11 protein-coding genes and 1 tRNA gene are annotated in these 18,003 nt (G+C 58.5%); 10 read left to right on the top strand and 2 right to left on the bottom strand.

Annotated features, from left to right (window positions below; genetic code table 11):
• Window positions 1–79 precede the first annotated feature (79 nt).
• From ACZ1G7_RS07335 to ACZ1G7_RS07290, 10 genes are read left to right on the top strand one after another with little or no spacing between them, the layout of a single operon-like run.
• On the top strand, window positions 80–1,027 hold the full coding sequence (locus ACZ1G7_RS07335) for a carbohydrate ABC transporter permease (RefSeq protein WP_472663162.1): 948 nt from the start codon (window positions 80–82) through the stop codon (window positions 1,025–1,027).
• Window positions 1,024–1,962 (top strand): carbohydrate ABC transporter permease, encoded by a 939-nt coding sequence (locus tag ACZ1G7_RS07330; RefSeq protein WP_472663161.1) that lies wholly within the window; start codon window positions 1,024–1,026, stop codon window positions 1,960–1,962. The genes ACZ1G7_RS07335 and ACZ1G7_RS07330 overlap by 4 nt, the downstream gene beginning before the upstream one ends.
• On the top strand, window positions 1,959–2,147 hold the full coding sequence (locus ACZ1G7_RS07325) for a hypothetical protein (protein ID WP_472663160.1): 189 nt from the start codon (window positions 1,959–1,961) through the stop codon (window positions 2,145–2,147). Before ACZ1G7_RS07330 ends, ACZ1G7_RS07325 begins: the two co-directional genes overlap by 4 nt.
• Before the next feature lie 4 nt (window positions 2,148–2,151).
• Window positions 2,152–3,249 carry an ABC transporter ATP-binding protein gene (locus ACZ1G7_RS07320; RefSeq protein WP_472663159.1) on the top strand — a complete coding sequence of 366 codons (1,098 nt, stop codon included), beginning with the start codon at window positions 2,152–2,154 and terminating at the stop codon, window positions 3,247–3,249.
• Complete coding sequence (locus ACZ1G7_RS07315; RefSeq protein WP_472663158.1) at window positions 3,242–4,237, top strand: ABC transporter ATP-binding protein; 996 nt, start codon at window positions 3,242–3,244, stop codon at window positions 4,235–4,237. The genes ACZ1G7_RS07320 and ACZ1G7_RS07315 overlap by 8 nt, the downstream gene beginning before the upstream one ends.
• A 10-nt stretch (window positions 4,238–4,247) precedes the next feature.
• Window positions 4,248–5,864, top strand: a complete 1,617-nt coding sequence (locus tag ACZ1G7_RS07310) for a dihydroxyacetone kinase subunit DhaK (protein ID WP_472663157.1) — start codon at window positions 4,248–4,250, stop codon at window positions 5,862–5,864.
• A gap of 13 nt (window positions 5,865–5,877) precedes the next feature.
• Window positions 5,878–6,948, top strand: coding sequence for a LacI family DNA-binding transcriptional regulator (locus ACZ1G7_RS07305; RefSeq protein ID WP_472663156.1), 1,071 nt, complete (start codon window positions 5,878–5,880; stop codon window positions 6,946–6,948).
• A 19-nt stretch (window positions 6,949–6,967) separates the two neighbouring features.
• Window positions 6,968–8,023, top strand: coding sequence for a sugar phosphate isomerase/epimerase family protein (locus ACZ1G7_RS07300; protein WP_472663155.1), 1,056 nt, complete (start codon window positions 6,968–6,970; stop codon window positions 8,021–8,023).
• Window positions 8,023–8,874 carry a sugar phosphate isomerase/epimerase family protein gene (locus tag ACZ1G7_RS07295; RefSeq protein ID WP_472663154.1) on the top strand — a complete coding sequence of 284 codons (852 nt, stop codon included), beginning with the start codon at window positions 8,023–8,025 and terminating at the stop codon, window positions 8,872–8,874. The genes ACZ1G7_RS07300 and ACZ1G7_RS07295 overlap by 1 nt, the downstream gene beginning before the upstream one ends.
• The gene (locus tag ACZ1G7_RS07290; protein ID WP_472663153.1) at window positions 8,871–9,998 is read left to right on the top strand and encodes a Gfo/Idh/MocA family protein; all 1,128 of its coding nucleotides are present in this window, start codon (window positions 8,871–8,873) and stop codon (window positions 9,996–9,998) included. Before ACZ1G7_RS07295 ends, ACZ1G7_RS07290 begins: the two co-directional genes overlap by 4 nt.
• A 111-nt stretch (window positions 9,999–10,109) precedes the next feature.
• Here the strand turns inward: ACZ1G7_RS07290 and ACZ1G7_RS07285 are convergent.
• A tRNA-Cys gene (locus ACZ1G7_RS07285) sits at window positions 10,110–10,183 on the bottom strand.
• A 319-nt stretch (window positions 10,184–10,502) separates the two neighbouring features.
• Window positions 10,503–17,894 (bottom strand): PA14 domain-containing protein, encoded by a 7,392-nt coding sequence (locus tag ACZ1G7_RS07280; protein WP_472663152.1) that lies wholly within the window; start codon window positions 17,892–17,894, stop codon window positions 10,503–10,505.
• Window positions 17,895–18,003: the final 109 nt, after the last annotated feature.

Genomic DNA, 18,003 nt, shown 5'->3' with positions numbered 1-18,003 from the left:
CTTCGACTAAGATGGGCTTCCCCGGACCTGCGAGTCCGGGGCGCTCTTTCCCTGTACCTTCACGACCGGATCCCGCGACATGTCTGAGACACCCGCTGCCCGCGCTGCTGCTGCGACACCCAAACGTGTTGCGCGCAAGATCAAAGGCCTAAGCGACCGCGCCATTGCGTGGATTTTCGTGGGGCCCACGATCTTCCTGCTACTGGCGATTAACATTTTCCCGCTGATCTGGACGATCAATCTTAGCTTCACCGACTTCAAGGCCAACCGCATCGGGCGGGAGGTCAAGAATGTGGGACTGCGCAATTACGAGCGCATCCTGACCGACAGCGACATTTGGCTGAACATGCAGGCGACTGCGCATTTCCTGTTCTGGACGATCGTCTTCCAAGTGCTGATTGGCTTCGCGCTGGCCTATCTGATCAACAAGAAATTCAAGGGCAACGACCTGTGGACCACGATCATCGTGCTGCCGATGATGCTGAGCCCGGCGGTGGTTGGGAACTTCTGGAAGTTCCTGTACCAGCCGCAGATCGGCCTGTTTAACTACGTCGTGGCCTTCTTCACCGGTAAGGATCCGTCCAGCTTCGAGATGTTGGGGCAGGTGAACCTTGCGCCTTGGTCCATTGTGATCGTCGACACCTGGATGTGGACGCCCTTTGTGATGCTGATTTGTTTGGCCGGGCTGCGGTCCATCCCTGACTATATCTACGAGGCGGCTGAGGTCGACCGAGCCTCCAAGCTGCGGCAGTTCTTCACGATCACCATCCCGATGGTGCTGCCCTTCCTGATGCTTGCGGTGCTGTTCCGGGGGATCGAGAATTTCAAGATGTTCGATCTGGTGGTGCAGCTGACCGGCGGTGGGCCGGGCTCCACGACCGAGCTGACCTCTATCAACCTCAAACGTGAGGCGTTTGAGAAATGGCGGACGGGCTATGCGTCGGCTTACGCAATCATCCTTTTTGTGACCGTCTTCGGGCTTGCCTCGATCTACGTCAAAGCGCTGAACAAGGTAAAAGAAAGATGAGCAGTTTTTCCGTAACCGAGCCGTCGAAACGCTCCAAATGGGTCGCGGGCAGCGTTGTTATCCTGTACGCGCTGATCACGATGGTCCCGCTGGTCTGGATCATGATGACCGGGTTCAAGTCACCGGCTGATGCGATCAGCTACCCGCCCAAGGTGCTGTTCGAGCCGACCTTGGAAGGCTACGTCAACCTGTTCACCACACGGACACGGCAGACCGAGGAGTTCCTGGCCGCAAACCCGCCGCAGACATGGTACGAAGAGATCGTGCGCGAATATGACATGGTCATCGCGGGCCCGTCGAAATTTGGCGAGCGGTTCCTGAATTCCGTCATCATCGGGTTTGGATCGACCTTCCTGAGCATTTTCCTGGGCACGCTGGCGGCTTACGGCTTTTCGCGGTTCAAGATACCCTTCGCGGACGATCTGCTGTTCTTCATCCTCAGTACACGGATGATGCCGCCGATTGCCGTAGCGATCCCGATCTTCCTGATGTACCGCCAGCTTGGCTTGTCGGACACGCATCTGGGAATGATCCTGCTGTATACCGGGGTGAATATCTCGCTGGCGGTGTGGCTGCTGAAAGGCTTTATCGACGAAATCCCGCTGGAATATGAGGAAGCGGCGCTGATCGACGGCTACACACGGTTTCAGGCCTTCTACAAAGTGGTGTTGCCGCAGGCAGCCACGGGCATCGCGTCCACCGCGATCTTCTGCCTGATCTTCGCGTGGAACGAATACGCTTTTGCAGTGCTGCTGACATCTGGCACGGCGCAAACGGCACCGCCTTTCATCCCGACCATCATCGGCGTGGGCGGCTTGGATTGGCCAGCGGTCGCGGCGGGCGCCACGATCTTCCTGCTGCCGGTCATGATCTTCACCATTTTGCTGCGCAAACACCTGCTGCGCGGGATCACATTCGGGGCGGTACGCAAATGAGCGCTTTTTTCACCGGACTTCTTCGCTTTCGCCGCGGCCCTTGGGAGATGCTGGCGACCATCCTGATCGGGCTTGGTGTGTTCATGCTGATGCAGCCGTTTGCGCTGTGGCTCTACACCTACTCGTTTATCGTCACACTGGTCGGAACGGTGATGTTTATTGTCGTCTCCCACTTCAAGGAATAGCTGCGTGGCTCAGATACAGATCAAAAATATCCGCAAGGATTTCGGCGACTTCAACGCCGTGAAAGAGTCGAGCTTCACCATTGAGGATGGCGAATTCTTCATGCTGCTGGGCCCGTCTGGGTGCGGCAAGACCACGACGCTGCGGATGATTGCGGGGCTTGAGCTGCCGACCTCGGGAGAGATCTACCTTGATGGAGATGAGATCAGCCAATTGCCGCCCTCGCAGCGTGATATTGCCTTCGTGTTTCAGATGTTTGCGCTTTATCCGCATATGAATGTGGGCAAGAACCTCAGCTATCCGCTGGTCAGCCAAGGCATGCCGCGTGCGCAGGTGAAGGCGAAGGTGGATGAGGTCGCGCAAATCCTTGGAATTCAGGACATTTTGAAACGTCCCGTCGGCGGTCTGTCCGGCGGTGACCGGCAACGTGTGGCGCTGGGCCGCGCCATCGTCCGTGACCCCAAAGCGTTCATGATGGATGAACCTTTGGGGGCCCTGGACGCCGAGTTCCGCGAGCATATGTCCGAAGAGCTGCGCGCGCTGCATGACCGGATGAACGCAACCACGGTTTACGTGACGCATGACCAGCTTGAGGCCATGCAAATGGGCGACAAGATCGTGGTGATGAACAACGCGGTGGTTGAGCAGTTTGGCACGCCGCAGCAAATTTACGACAAGCCCGCGACAATGTTTGTGGCCGATTTTATTGGCTCGCCTTCGATGAATTTTCTGCGCTTTGACGGCGCGGTGTCTGAGGGCGCCACGTCGATTGAGCTGAACGGCGACACGCACGCGATCCCGGCGCAACGGCAAGGCGCGTCTGGCAAGCTGGTGTTTGGCGTGCGGCCCGAACATATCAAACTGTCCGATAGTGGCGCTTACCGGGGCGAGGTTTTGGCGTCTGAATATCTGGGAACGACCCAGATCATCACGCTGGATACGCCGAATGGCGAGATCAAGGCCCGCGTGGACAGCGCGCAGGTGGCCACGGTGGGCGAAAAGGTCGGGCTGAGCTTTGATCCCGCGACGATCACCTTGTTTGATGAGGCAAATGGCCGGGCTTTGTGCTCCGCGCTGAATGAAGAGGTGCTGGCGCATGGCTGAGGTCATCCTGAAAAACCTGTCGAAATCCTTCGGGGCCGATGTGGGCGTCGAAGACATGACCATGACGATCCCGGACGGCGCGTTCGTGGTGCTGCTGGGCCCGACGGGGGCGGGCAAGACCACGACCCTGCGGCTGATTTCCGGACTTGAAAAGCCGGATCAGGGCGAGGTCTGGATCGACGGGCGCAACGTGAATGCCGAGACACCCGCGCAGCGCGACGTGGCGATGGTGTTCCAGCAATATTCGCTCTACCCGCATCTGACGGTGCGCGACAATCTGGCGTTTCCATTGAAGTCGCCGATCCTGAACACACCTGCCGACGAGATCGCCCGCAAAGTGGCCGAAGTGGCGGAGGTTTTGCAGATCAGCCACAAGCTGGACAACAAGGCGACGGCGCTGTCGGGGGGCGAGATGCAGCGCGTTTCCATCGGGCGGGCGCTGGTGCGGGAGCCGGCGATTTACCTTATGGATGAGCCGCTTAGCTCCCTTGACGCGAAGCTGAGGACCGACCTGCGGGTCGAACTGAAGCGCATTCAGGCGAGCTTGGGTGCGACGCTTCTATACGTGACGCACGACCAGATCGAGGCGATGACCATGGCCACCCATGTTGGCGTTCTGGATGAGGGCAAGCTGGTGCAATTCGGCACGCCGCGTGAGATCTACGAGAACCCCAATTCGCTTTACGTGGCCTCCCGACTGGGCCTGCCGCGCATCAATGTGCTGCCTGCGGATGTGTTTGGCGGCGTGCCCAGCGGGACCGACCAAATCGGCATCCGGCCCGAACATATTGTGCAGGGCGAGGGGCAGGCGGCGGACATCAAGCGGTTGGAGCATCTGGGCGATCACACCCGGCTGCATCTTTCGCTGCAAGGCCACGACATCACAACATTGGCGCAACCAGAGCGGACATATGAGCCCGGCGCGCAGATTAAGATTGCGCCCAAGGACCCGCTTTGTTTTGACGCGCAAGGCGTTCGCATTCGGTGAGGAGACTTTCATGAGCCAATTTATAAACGCAAAAGAAAACCTCGTTTCCGAGGCCGTTGACGGGTTAATCGAAACCTCCGGCGGGGCGCTGATGCGGCTGGACGGCTACCCGCATATCAAAGTGGTGTGCCGCGCCGACTGGGACCGTTCTAAAGTGGCGTTGATTTCGGGCGGAGGCTCGGGGCATGAACCGGCGCATGCGGGGTTTGTGGGCCAAGGAATGCTTACGGCGGCTGTTTGCGGCGAGGTCTTCGCCTCGCCTTCCGTCGATGCGGTACTGGCGGCCATTTTGGCGGTTACGGGCGACGCGGGCTGCTTGCTGATTGTGAAGAACTACACTGGCGACCGGCTGAATTTCGGCCTTGCGGCGGAACGCGCGCGGGCCTTCGGGTTGAAAGTGTCGATGGTCATCGTGGGCGACGATATTGCGCTGCCGGACCTGCCGCAGCCGCGGGGCGTGGCAGGCACGTTGTTTGTTCACAAGATCGCTGGCGCTTTGGCGGATCAGGGCGCGGATTTGGCGGCGGTTGAGGCCGCTGCGCAGGACACGATTGACAACGCGGCCTCCATCGGGATGTCGCTTGATACCTGCACGATGCCCGGCGCGGGGCGCGAGGACCGGATCCCTGCGGGCAAGGCAGAGCTTGGCCTTGGCATTCACGGCGAGGCGGGCGTTGAACAGGTTCCCCATGACAGCGCCAAGGCGGCGATGGGGTTGATGCTGGACAAGCTGGCACCGCATATTGGCAACGGCCCGCATGTTGCGATTTTGAACAATCTGGGCGGCACCACGCCATTGGAGATGAGCGTTCTAGCGCATGAGCTGGCCACCCATCCCAAAGCGTCCAACATCGCCCATGTGGTTGGCCCGACTGCGATGATGACGGCGCTCGATATGCATGGGTTCTCAGTCTCGGTTCTGCCGGTAACGGGCGCGAATAAGGCGCAGCTTTTGGCCGGCGTCGGGACCCCGGCCTGGCCGGGCATGCGCGAGGTGGTGGAGGTGCCGATAGCCCCGCTTCCAGATGGATTGACGCCGATCAAACCTATCGCGTCGGAAAACCCGAAGGTGCGCGCCTTGATCGAACGGGTCTGCGACTTGCTGATTGCGTCTGAGGCGGATTTGAACTTGCTGGACGCGAAATCTGGCGACGGGGATACGGGCAGTACGCTTGCCACGGCGGCCAAGGCCATGAAAGGCGCGTTGGACCGCATGCCGCTGGCCGATCTAACGCAGCTTTTCCGGGCTATCAGCAATGAGCTGAGCCAGACCATGGGCGGCTCGTCCGGGATCATCATGTCGATCTTCTTTGGCGCCACGGGCGATGCCTGTGCCAATGGAAAGGCCACTGCAGCGGCCCTGTTGACCGGGTTGGAACGGATCAGCGAAGTGGGTGGCGCCGTTGCAGGCGACCGCACAATGATCGACGCATTGGAACCGGCCTTGAAGGCCCTGCCTGATGGGATGCAAGCGGCCGCTGAGGCCGCGCGCGCAGGCGCGGACCACACGTCGAAGATTGGTCAGGCAAAGGCAGGGCGGTCCAGCTATGTGCCTGAGGAAAATCTGATTGGTCACAATGATCCGGGCGCCGAAGCCGTCGCGCGCCTGTTCGAAGAACTGGCATAGCAAAAGGTCCCGCATGAGCCAAAAGCGCGAAACACGCCCCAAACCAACAGCCCATGACGTGGCCCGCGAAGCGCGGGTCAGTCTGGCCACGGTTGACCGCGTGTTGAACAAGCGTGAGGGCGTGCGCGAGGCGACCGTAAAACGCGTCAACGGCGCGATTGAACGGCTGGGATATGTGCGCGATCTGTCAGCCGCGAACCTAGCGCGGCAACGTACCTACCGCTTTGTCTTCGTGCTACCGGACGGGCAGGGGCAGTTTCTGTCCAGCCTGCGCCGGTCGATCATGGAGGCGGTTGAGGGCGCGATCTATGAACGCGTCTCGGCGCGGGTGGTGCTGATTTCGAACCGTGACCAGATGAAGATGTCGCAGGAACTAAAAGCGCTGGACGCCGGAAACATTGACGGATTGGCCATCATGGCCGACGAAACCCCAATTGTGCGCGACACAATTGCGCGGCTGAAAAAGAATGGTGTGACGGTCGTTTCGATGGTGGCCGACCAACCGAATTCTGAACGCGATCATTTTGTGGGTTTCGACAATGTCTCTGCCGGGCGCACGGCGGGGACCTTGCTGGGCCGCTTTGTCGGGCCGAAACAGGGCAAGGTGGCGGTGGTTGTGACCTCGATGCAGGCGCGCGACATGATCGAGCGGCGCTTGGGGTTTGACACGGTCATGCGTGAGCAGTTTTCGAACCTGACGCCTCTGCCCAGCCTTGAGGCCTATGATGACCCGGACGCCGCTTGCGAGCTGACATTGCGGTGCCTGCAGCAGAACAAAGATGTCGTCGCGGTGTATTCAGTCGGCGCCAGTGTGCGCGGCGTGGCGGAAGCCTTGCGCATTTACGATGCGCCCGAGCGGATCGTGTGCCTTGACCATGAACTGACCGACAATTCGCGCGACCTGCTTGAAGCGGGCGTTCTAGACGCCGTGATCAATCAAAACACCGGCCATCTGGCGCGCAGTGCGTTGCGCGTGATGCGTGCCAAATGCGACAGCGCGCCGGTTCTGGCCTCGCAAGAACATATCCGTATCGAAGTGCTGATCGCCGAAAACCTGCCGTTGCGCGACAGCAAAACACATTGACCCCCAAGGAGGACACCCCATGAAAAATATCAAAGGACCGGCCCTGTTTCTGGCCCAGTTTGCCGGCGATGAGGCGCCGTTCAACTCGTGGGATGCGATCACCAAATGGGCGGCGGATTGCGGCTACAAAGGCGTTCAAGTGCCCAGCTGGGACGCGCGCTTGTTCGATCTGTCCAAGGCCGCTGAAAGCAAAGACTACTGCGACACATTCAAGGGCCGCGCTGCGGAAAACGGTGTCGAGGTGACAGAATTGTCGACCCATTTGCAGGGCCAGCTGGTTGCCGTACATCCGGCCTACGACGCAGGCTTTGACGGGTTCGCCGACCCGTCTGTGCATGGCGACCCGAAAGCGCGGCAGGAATGGGCGGTTGATCAGGTGATGAAGGCAATCACCGCTTCCGCCAATATGGGGATCAAGAACCATGTGTCCTTCTCGGGCGCTTTGGCATGGCCCTATATCTACCCGTGGCCGCAGCGCCCGGCTGGTTTGGTGGAAACTGCGTTTGATGAACTGGCCCGCAGGTGGCGGCCAATTTTGGATCACGCCGAGGACAATGACGTCAATATCTGCTACGAAATTCACCCCGGCGAGGACCTGCATGACGGCGTGACATTTGAGATGTTTTTGGAACGCGTCGACAACCACGCGCGCTGCAACATGCTGTATGACCCCAGCCACTATGTGCTGCAATGCCTTGATTACCTTGACAATATCGACATTTACAAGGACCGGATCAAGATGTTCCACGTCAAGGATGCCGAGTTCAATCCGACGGGGCGCCAAGGCGTCTATTCCGGTTACCAGCCTTGGGTTGACCGCGCCGGGCGGTTCCGCAGCTTGGGCGATGGGCAGGTCGATTTCGGCGCGATCTTCTCGAAGATGGCCGCCAATGATTTCGATGGTTGGGCCGTGGTGGAATGGGAATGCTGCCTCAAACACCCAGAGGACGGCGCCCGCGAAGGCGCGCAGTTTGTCAAAGACCACATCATCCGCGTGACGGAACGCGCCTTTGACGATTTCGCCGATGGCGGCACGGATGAGGCCGCAAACCGCAAAATGCTTGGGATCGCCTGATGAAAACCGGGTTCAATCTTCTGCTGTGGTGCACGGGGCTGGGAGATGAGGAACTGCGCCGCTGTGAAGCCCTGGCAAAGATGGGCTGGGACGGGGTGGAAGTCCCCGTCTTTCAAGGCACAGAAGCGGATCACCGCACGCTTGGCAAACGGCTCGATGACCTGGGTCTGGAACGCACAACCGTCGGTATCGTTTCAGCGGAGGGGGCTGACCCGCTGTCAGACGACCCGGTCGCACGACAGAAAGGCGTCGACCATCTGAAATGGCTGGCGGATTGTTCCGCCGCGTTGGGATCAGAAGTCTTGTGCGGACCGCTGACCCAACCGCTCGCGCAGTTCAGCGGGCAGGGGCCAACGGGTGTCGAATGGGATCGGTTGGTCGCGTCCAGCCGTGCTTTGGCAGAACATACACGCGGTATGGGGCTGCAGGTCTCGGTCGAGCCACTCAACAGATTTGAATGCTATGCGCTCAACACGGCTGCGCAAGCGGCTGAGTTGGTAGATCAGGTTGGTGAGGATCACTACGGCTATCTGTTCGACAGTTTCCACGCCAATATTGAGGAAAAGGATCCTTGGGGCGCGCTTAAGGACACAGCGGCACGGGTGAACCATATCCACGTCTCGGAAAATGATCGTGGAACGCCGGGTGCCGGCCATATCAATTTCGACGACATGTTCCGTGTTTTACATTCCGTCAACTACGACGGCTGGCTCACGGTAGAAGCGTTTGGCCAAGCGCTGCCGGATATTGCGGCGGCCACGAAAGTATGGCGACCGCTTTTTGACAGCGATGACACTCTGGCACGAGATGCCCTGACATTGATCCGAACGACTTGGGAGAACACAAAATGACAAAACGTATCAGATTGGGAATGGTCGGCGGCGGCAATGATGCCTTTATCGGGGGTGTGCACCGTATCGCGTCGCGCATTGACGACCGTTATGAGCTGGTTGCGGGCGCTTTGTCCTCGACCCCTGAAAAGGCGCAAGCCTCCGGCGAGGCTTTGGGATTGCCGCGCATCTATGACGACTTCAAGCAGATGGCGATCCGCGAGGCGCGCTTGAAAAACGGGATCGAGGCAGTGTCTATCGTCACGCCCAACCACGTGCACTACGCCGCCGCGCGGGAGTTTCTGAAACGCGGTATCCATGTGATCTGCGACAAGCCGCTCACCTCGACGCTTGGCGATGCCAAAAAGCTGGTCAAGGCTGCTGAGAAAGCGGATGCGCTGTTCATCCTGACCCACAATTACACGGGCTACCCGATGGTACGCCAGGCACGCGAGATGGTTGCGGCGGGTGATATCGGTAAGGTCCGCGTCGTTCAGGTTGAATATCCGCAGGATTGGCTGAGCGTAGAGCAGGATTTCAAACAGGCCGAGTGGCGCACCGACCCGGCGCGCTCCGGGGCCGGGGGCTCGACCGGCGATATCGGGACGCATGCGCATAACCTTGCGCGCTTTGTCACCGGGTTGGAGGTTGAAAGTCTGGCAGCAGATCTTGATGCCTTTGTTCCGGGGCGCCCAGTGGACGACAATGGCCATGTCATGCTGCGGTTTGAAGGCGGTGCCAAAGGCATGCTGTGGTGCAGCCAAGTGGCGCCGGGCAACGAAAACGCGCTGCGGATCCGGGTCTATGGCGAGACGGGCGGTCTGGAATGGGCGCAAGAAGACCCGAACTATCTTTGGCACACGCCGTTTGGCGAACCCAAACGCCTGATCACCCGCAACGGCGCGGGCGCGGGTGGCGCTGCGGCCCGAATGAGCCGCATTCCACCGGGCCACCCGGAGGGCTATCTTGAAGCCTTCGCCAATGTCTACAGCGAAGCTGCCCTTGCGATTGAAGCGAAACGCGACGGCACGCCGCTGTCTGAGGACGTGATCTACCCGAATGTGCAAGACGGACTGAAAGGCGTGGAGTTCGTGGACGCCTGCGTCAGATCATCGGCCCGCAACGCGGCCTGGGTCACTCTCTGAGCGCTGTCTCTTGGCTTTGCGCGCGGCAGCTTCGCCGCGCGCCCTTGATTTTGCGATGAAGCCGGGTCCTGTCACTTGCTTTGCGGCAAGTAAAAAATTGTCGATGTGAAATGGAGGCGAGTACCGGAATCGAACCGGTGTACACGGATTTGCAATCCGCTGCGTAACCACTCCGCCAACTCGCCCCGTGGTCGGCGCTTTTTGGGGTTTGGGGGCTTTGCCGTCAAGATGAAAAGCGCGAGGTTGTTGCGCCTGTTCTCAGTTTTCAGGTTTTGTTGTACGATGGAGTTTCCTTAGTGCCCTTTCAGGGTCGAAGTGAGAGGGCTCGTATTTTAGGCCGCTTGAGAGAGAAACCTGGCGAGTTAGGATTTTGAAATATGCTGGCGGGCCGCGGCTTTGGCCTGGTTCCTGTCGATACTCCGAACAGACAGCCGCGCCAAACGCGGCGATCTGTGCGGAGGAAACAAGGCGAAGCTCCGATCGATCCGGTGAAAACCGGCAGAGTTACCAATCCTGACGCTCATAGGTCTCATAGATGTCGCTGGATTGCTCACTGGCTTGAGCGGCTTCTACTTGCTCCTGCATCGCGTCATCATCTGATTGCACGACGTTGTCATCTGCGGTGCTTTGGTCATTCGACCAACCGCCGGACGCGTCATTTTGGCTTTGTGAGGTCATCAGCATGTCATGGTTTCCGTTTGTGCCACCCGTCGATGTCCCGTCGCCAACGGAGATCGTGAAGCTTTCACTGCTTATCATTTCCTGCCCGTTAAAGGCGGTTCCGCTGCTCGAAATCGTTGCGGAAATCTCGCCCTCAAACCCTGAGGGGGGCATGATCTCTATCAGGTCGAGGTTCCACCCGTCGAGCGAGATTTCAGACCCGTCAGACACCGCACTCATCTCGCCGCTTACCAAGATCGTGTCTGCCGGCAAACCCGACATAGAAACGCTTTCGGTCATGGGAACGTCGATATGCACGTTGAGCGCGCCATTCTCGGAAACCTGTAGGTCGGTATCGGCCTGAACCACTTCGCGCCCATTTGTCCCTGGACCATCCCATTCCAGCTTCAGGCCTGCATGGCCGTAGTTTTCAAAGTACCGCACTTCGATCTCATGGGTGCCGGGTTCTAGTTCGATTTCACCACCACGCGTCCTAAACCCATGGAGGCCATCATCTTTGATGACCTCTTCGCCATTGATGAACAACACAGCGCCGTCATCGCCGCCTAGGTAGAAATCAAAGCTGCCACCCTCTTCGACGGTGATTTGGCCTTCGATCTTAACGCCAAATGTGTCGGTGGAGCCACCTTCCCAGAATGAGTCACTGCTGTTGGTATAGTTGATGTCACCGGTGACTTCTTCATGGGTGGGATCGCTTGACCAGTCGATATCGTCCAGTTTGCCCAGCGAGTGGTCGACGTCGAAATAGCTGGCGCGGAAGCCGGACCCCATCTCAACCTGGTTGGTCAGAGACGCCTCGCTGACGGTGAAGTCAAGATTTTGACTGCTGGAGACAATATCGCCGGATGGAAGTGCCACTTCGGTTGTCAGTTCTGCTGTTACCGGGCCTGAAAAGGTAACGGGTGGGGTAAGCGTGAGAAGTGAGCCGTCCCAGCCTGTCACATCGACCTCACCATCGGGCCCCACTTCGGCAACTTGGTCGCCGGCCTGAACGATCGTTCCGGTTGGCATGCCTTCGAGCAGGGAGCGGACTGAGCCGTCCACGCCGTCTTGGGCGATGTCGATGGAGACGGCGAGCGGCATGCCATTGACCGTTTGCAAATCGTCAACATCCGGAGCGCTGACAAGCTGGCGACCTTCGATGCCCGGCCCGTCCCATTCGACCTTCAAACCGGCATGGCCATAATTTTCGAAATAGCGCACTTCGATGCTATGGGTGCCCGGTTCCAACTCAATTTCGCCGCTGCGGGTTCGAAAACCATGCAATCCGTCGTTTTCGACCACTTCGACCCCATCGATGAACAAGACAACCCCGTCATCGCCACCAATATGAAAGTTGAAGGTTCCGCCTTCCTCAACGTCGATATTTCCGGTGATCTTTGCGCCAAATGTATCGGTTGACCCACCCTCCCAGAAGGAGCCGCTTGAGTTGGTGTAGTCGATGTCACCAACCAACTCTTGATGGGTCGGGGTGCTGTCCCAATTGACGTCATCGAGCTTGTTCAGGGACTGATCCATGTCGAAATATTGCGCTTGGAACCCGGTGCCGATTGTGACGTCTGGCATATCGGCCACGTGGATGTCAAAGCTCTGCGTCACTTGCGCACCAGCGCTGTCGGTGGCTGTCACTTCAAGGCTCAGGTCGGCATCCTCCTCATGGTCAAGCGAGATGCCTTCCTTGAGTTTTACTGTCCCGTCGACCACCTCAAACCTATCATCGGACAGCGTGAAACTATGGGCTTCATTTGCGTCGCGATCGCTGACAGACAGCACGCCAACGGTGGCGCCGCCCGCATTTTCGGCGACACTTGTGCTGGAAAGATCGACACTTTCAGGCGGCGTATTGATCGCGATTGTTTGGCCCGTCTCATTGCTCAGGACCAAGCCGCCTTCGTCCCCTTGGGTGAGCGAAAAGCTGGCATCGTCAAATTGGAAGGTCTCGACATTGGACACCCGGTCGGTCCCGTCAGGGCCCGAGACGATAACTTCGCCATTCGTACCATTTGCAAACGTATAGGCCGTGCTGGGACCCGCAAAGATCGCGGTATCGCCACCACTGCCGCCGTCAATCGTGTCGTTTCCTGTCCCGCCGGTCAGCGTGTCATTGCCCGCATCGCCGGTCATGATGTCATCACCGGTGCCGCCGGATACTTGGTCATTGGCTGCACCACCATAGAGCTGGTCGTCGCCAGAGCCGCCCGACATGATGTCGCCGCGCGCCGCCCAGCCTTCGTTCAACGGCGTGTTGTGGTTGCCGGAATAAATTATATCGTCGCCCGCGCCACCGTCGAGAATATCGCTATCCGCTGTCGCATAGTCATTCCCGCCGATCAGAGTGTCGTCCCCGTCGCCGCCATAGAGTTTTTGAACACCGTTGCTGCCGCGCATGTAGTCATTGCCGGCATCGCCATGCGCCGTCGCACCATGATTGCTATATCCAAGCGAAATCGTGTCATCCCCGTCACCGCCATGGAGCGTGTCATAGTGATCGCCCGACATACGATCATTGCCCGCGCCGCCAAACATTTCGTCGTTTCCGGCGCTGTTATTCATCACGTCATTGCCGTCACCACCAAAGACACGGTCATCGCCGCCGCCCCCAGCAAGCGTTTCACTGCCTTGGGAGCCGACAACAATGTGTTGCCCGGAACTGTTGGTCAATTGGAAGGTGCCGTTGTCCAATGCGGCAAGGTCGAAGTCGCCGTCACTAAACTGAACCACGTCAACATCGCCGACCAGTTTGCTGCCCTCCGGGCCGGTCGCGACAAGGCGGCCGTCATCTGAAGTGGCAAAGCTGTATTCACTGCTGTCGCCCGGGAAGGTCGCCTCCCGGATATCTGTGACAGCGACGTTGAACGTCTCGACCGTTTGCGCGCCGGCACTGTCGGTCGCGGTGACCTCCAAATTGATCTGTGCGGCCTCTTCATGATCCAGCGACACGCCGTCCTTGAGCTTGACTGTGCCGCCAATGACCTCAAACCGATCGTCTGAAACGGTGATCGTATGGGTGTCACCGGCATCAGGGTCGAGCACGCTAAATGTTCCAACAACCGCGCCGTCTGCGTTTTCGAGAACGCTTGGCGCGTTGGATGTCTCTGCCTCAAAAACATAAGCGCCGTTTTCCATGACCAGATCATAATTGCCGGCCTTATCGACGACCGCGCCATCGGTGGCGCCGTCCATGACCCAATTGATCACCAGCCCGTCCGCTGCTTGTGGGTTTTGCAGCGGCGCGCCTGTATCTTGCGCAATCTCGTCGGCGGAGCGTGCGTGATCAAACAGGCGCAGCTCCGAAACGGAGCCTTCAAAGATTTGGGAGGCATCGTAGCTGCCACCCTCCACATCTTGTTCCTGGCCAAGGGCGATGGTTCCGCCCGGTTTTAGGTCGCGTGTTGAGACGTCGCCTTCAAAGCGTTCTTCCCCATCGACAAACAGTTTGAACGCGCCCGCTCCGCTATCCCAGGTGATCGCAAAATCATGGACATTACCATCGAGCAATTCGGATGCGTCCAGATCGGTCGAGATCTTCTGGCCGCCAAAATGCACGCTGACATTCCCCGCAGCGCCGTCTTCCATCCAAACCAGAAACTCGTTGTTGCTGCCATCATTGGCGGCATATGAAAACAGCGAGACCCCGTGCGTTGGCGCCGGGTCAACCGATTGGAACCGCATTTCCAATGTCAGCGCGTCGGTCGGAAAATCTGCGACGTCTTGTGCGACTGCGACCTGATCGGTGCTGCCATCAGCGTTGAGGGACAAGCCACCTATTTGTGTTTTCTCGAAAATAATGTCGGATGGCGCATCATTGACGTCGGCCACGTTGATTTCAAAACTTTGCGAGATTTGTGCGCCGCCGCTATCGGTGGCCGTGACTTCCAAGTTGATCTGCGCCGCGTCTTCATGGTCGAGCGAGACGCCGTCTTTCAGTTTGACGGTCCCGTCGACCACTTCAAATCGGTCGTCAGAAAGGGTGAAGCTATGCGTGTCGTCTGCATCGGGGTCGACGACGTTCAGGGTGCCGATAACCACGCCAGCGGAGTTTTCAGACACTTCGTTGCCTGACAGGGACACCGATACCGGACCTTCGTTCACGTCCGCGACGTTGATTTCAAAGGTTTCGGTGCGTGTTGCACCATCCTTGTCGGTGACCTCAACGTCGATACTGAGTGTCGCGGCGTCCTCATGATTTAGGGAGACATCGGGTTTGACGCGTAACGTGCCATCCACGATCTCAAACCGGTCGTCAGATACCGCATAGCTATGACGCTCACCGATCTCGGCGACATATGTTGCGACAAGCTCGTCGCCGTCTAGGATGTCGAGCGTCAGCTCCGGTTCCAGATCGCCGCGTCCGTAGTTGCGATCCGCATCGAAGGTAATCGTGTAGGTCTCGCCAGGAACAGTCTCGACAGTTTGTGATATCGTGCCGTCCTGACCATTGCCCCAGCCGTCGACTGCGTAATAGCCTGTTCCTTCCGAAGCGCGATTTTCGTCTTCATGACGCCCGCCGCTGCCGGAAATTTCCCAACCTGTCGGCGCAACACCTCGTCCGACGCCGCCATCCTCAAAGTTGCCGTTTTCGATCAAATTGTCGTTCGGCGCATTGGCTTGCGTCAGGACGACATTGTCGAGGTCAATGTCGTAGCTGGCCTGAGTCGCCTCCGTTGAATCCTGGAACCGCAGCGTCGTTTCTGTGCCGGTCGCCGTAAAGGTGAAAGAGAAGCTGTCGCGCGCATCTTCATCGGTGACGCTCAGCGACCCAACATGCGCGCCTGCCGCGTTTTCCTGAACAGTATTGCCATTCAGTGCAATATCGCTGGGCCCTTCGTTTACGTCGGCCACATCTATTTCAAAACTCTGCGAGACCTGCGCACCGGCACTGTCCGTGGCCGTGACTTCTAGGTTGATCTGTGCCGCGTCTTCATGGTCGAGCGAGACGCCGTCTTTCAGTTTGACGGTTCCGTCGACCACCTCAAATCGGTCGTCAGAGAGGGTGAAGCTATGCGTGTCGCCCGCGTCGGGGTCGACAACGTTCAGGGTGCCGATAACTGCGCCAGCGGAGTTTTCAGCCACTTCGTTGCCTGACAATGACACCGATACTGGACCTTCGTTCACGTCCGCGACGGTGATTGTGAAACTATCGGTATGGCTGAGGCCGCCAGCGTCGGTCACTGTGACGTCGATTTCAACCCCACGCGCCTCTTCATGATCCAGCGACATGTCGGGTTTCAGGCGAAGGACGCCATCGACCACCTCGAACCGATCATCGGACACGCTGATTTGATGGCTGTCGCCCACATCCGGGTCGTCGAATGTGACCTGCCCGACAACCGCGCCTGCAACATTTTCCGCAATCGTGCCCGGTGTTGCGATCAGCGAAAGATTGTCTATGAGCGCCCCCAGCCCATCACTTTCGCCCGCAGGTTCACGCAGTTCGAGGGTGTCACTTCCGGTGCCAACGACATTTAGACCTACGGCAGTCCACTCGATTGAATCGGGTTTGATTTCACCGATTTGTTCGCCGTTCCAATACACCTCGACCGTGTTGGTGCCGCCGGCAATGCGCTCTCGAATATCCATCCCAAGGTCGTAGAGCTGGCCGTCCTGCGTCTCGATCACTTGCGAGATGCTGTCCACGGCGCTGCCATGATCCATTTCCATATATTGAACGCCATCAGTGGCCTCGACCCCGCGATGCGTGTCCCAGATTTCGATGCCATTGGTGCCATTCCAAGCGTTGCTGGGGTCGTCCGCAAACCCTTTCCATCCGCCTGTACCGACATTGAAATTTTCAAAGCTGCCGTTTTGGATCAAGTTTTCCGAAGAGGAACCGAGAGAAATCCCCGACGGTCCTTCATTGACGTCGGCCACGTTGATCTCAAAACTTTGCGAGACCTGCGCGCCGCCGCTATCGGTGGCTGTGACCTCCAAATTGATCTGCGCAGCTTCTTCATGGTCGAGCGACACGCCGTCTTTCAATTTGACGGTCCCGTCGACCACTTCAAATCGGTCGTCAGAGAGGGTGAAACTATGCGTGTCGCCCGCGTCGGGGTCGACCACATCCAAATTGCCGATAACCGCGCCCGCGGCGTTTTCGGCGACATCGTTGCCCGATAGGGAAACGGAGGCGGGTCCTTCGTTGACGTCGGCGACGTTGATCTCAAAACTTTGCGAGACCTGCGCACCGCCGCTATCGGTGGCTGTGACCTCCAAATTGATCTGCGCGGCTTCTTCATGGTCGAGTGACACGCCGTCTTTCAGCTTCACCAACCCATCGACAACCTCGAACCTGTCATCCGAAAGGTTGAAGCGGTGCATATCGCCATCGTCTACATCGCTAACGTCGAGGCGGCCTATGATCGCGCCGGCGGCGTTCTCGGATAGGGTGCCGCCGGACATATCGATGCTGCTGGGGCCTTCGTTGACATCGGTCACGTTGATCACAAAGCTTGCTGAGACCTCGGCGCCAAAGCTATCTGTCGCGATGATTTCAAGGTCGATCTGCGCGGCCTCTTCATGATCAAGCGAAATGCCGTCCTTCAGTTTGACCATGCCATCGACAACTTCGAAGCGATCGTCCGAGAGCTGGAAACTATGGCGATCACCCGCATCAAGATCGCGGACGTCCAAAGCGCCGATATTGGCACCTTCCGCGTTTTCATCCACCGTTGTCGATGACAGCTCGATTGCCGTCGGCGCAGCGTTTTGAGGTTCTTCATCAGATGAGGTGTCAGGCGTGCGTGAACCGCCATCGTTGGCACCGGCGGTTTCGACAGCCATCTCCGCCGGTTCGGCAAAACGAGGTTCTGAAAGCGTTATTGGGTCGGTCTCGGGGCTATTCGATTGCGTAGGTGTTGGGTTAACGGGATCGACTGAGAAGGTATCCGCCTCTGCCTGACCTGCGGCGTTGACCGGACCGGGCCCGAAATCCGTTGGGGTGCCGGTGTTGGTATCGGCAGACCCGCCCCCGGATTGAGCGGGGTCAGTGAACGACATGTCCTGCGAGGTGCCATCCGACGACCCTGGAGTTTCGGTTGTTCTGGCTGTGTCCGTGACGTGATTTTCGCCGTAATGCAACGCGCCGCGCGATGTGTCTTCCTGCCCTTGAGCGGAGGCCTGGGTCGCATTCTCAACGACTTTTTTGTTCAACTCGTCACCGGTCTCACCCTGATCGGCTACGACAAACTCTTCGAACTCTTTAGACTCTTCGGACATTATAAACCCTTCGCATTACACGCAGCCGGGTTTGGTATTGGTGGGCTAACAAACCCCTAACGTGATGAAAACGAAAACGGACAAGTTTAGGTAAATCACGCGCGCTTAA

Source organism: Litoreibacter sp. JB4-2, assembly GCF_055693445.1.
This window is presented reverse-complemented; position numbering and strand designations above follow the sequence as displayed.

Bases quoted from the DNA above. Each gene is read 5' to 3' on its own strand.
- ACZ1G7_RS07335 (WP_472663162.1), top strand. From the start codon at position 80: ATGTCTGAGACACCCGCTGCCCGCGCTGCTGCTGCGACACCCAAACGT.
- ACZ1G7_RS07330 (WP_472663161.1), top strand. From the start codon at position 1,024: ATGAGCAGTTTTTCCGTAACCGAGCCGTCGAAACGCTCCAAATGGGTC.
- ACZ1G7_RS07325 (WP_472663160.1), top strand. From the start codon at position 1,959: ATGAGCGCTTTTTTCACCGGACTTCTTCGCTTTCGCCGCGGCCCTTGG.
- ACZ1G7_RS07315 (WP_472663158.1), top strand. From the start codon at position 3,242: ATGGCTGAGGTCATCCTGAAAAACCTGTCGAAATCCTTCGGGGCCGAT.
- ACZ1G7_RS07310 (WP_472663157.1), top strand. From the start codon at position 4,248: ATGAGCCAATTTATAAACGCAAAAGAAAACCTCGTTTCCGAGGCCGTT.
- ACZ1G7_RS07305 (WP_472663156.1), top strand. From the start codon at position 5,878: ATGAGCCAAAAGCGCGAAACACGCCCCAAACCAACAGCCCATGACGTG.
- ACZ1G7_RS07300 (WP_472663155.1), top strand. From the start codon at position 6,968: ATGAAAAATATCAAAGGACCGGCCCTGTTTCTGGCCCAGTTTGCCGGC.
- ACZ1G7_RS07295 (WP_472663154.1), top strand. From the start codon at position 8,023: ATGAAAACCGGGTTCAATCTTCTGCTGTGGTGCACGGGGCTGGGAGAT.
- ACZ1G7_RS07290 (WP_472663153.1), top strand. From the start codon at position 8,871: ATGACAAAACGTATCAGATTGGGAATGGTCGGCGGCGGCAATGATGCC.
- ACZ1G7_RS07280 (WP_472663152.1), bottom strand. From the start codon at position 17,894: ATGTCCGAAGAGTCTAAAGAGTTCGAAGAGTTTGTCGTAGCCGATCAG.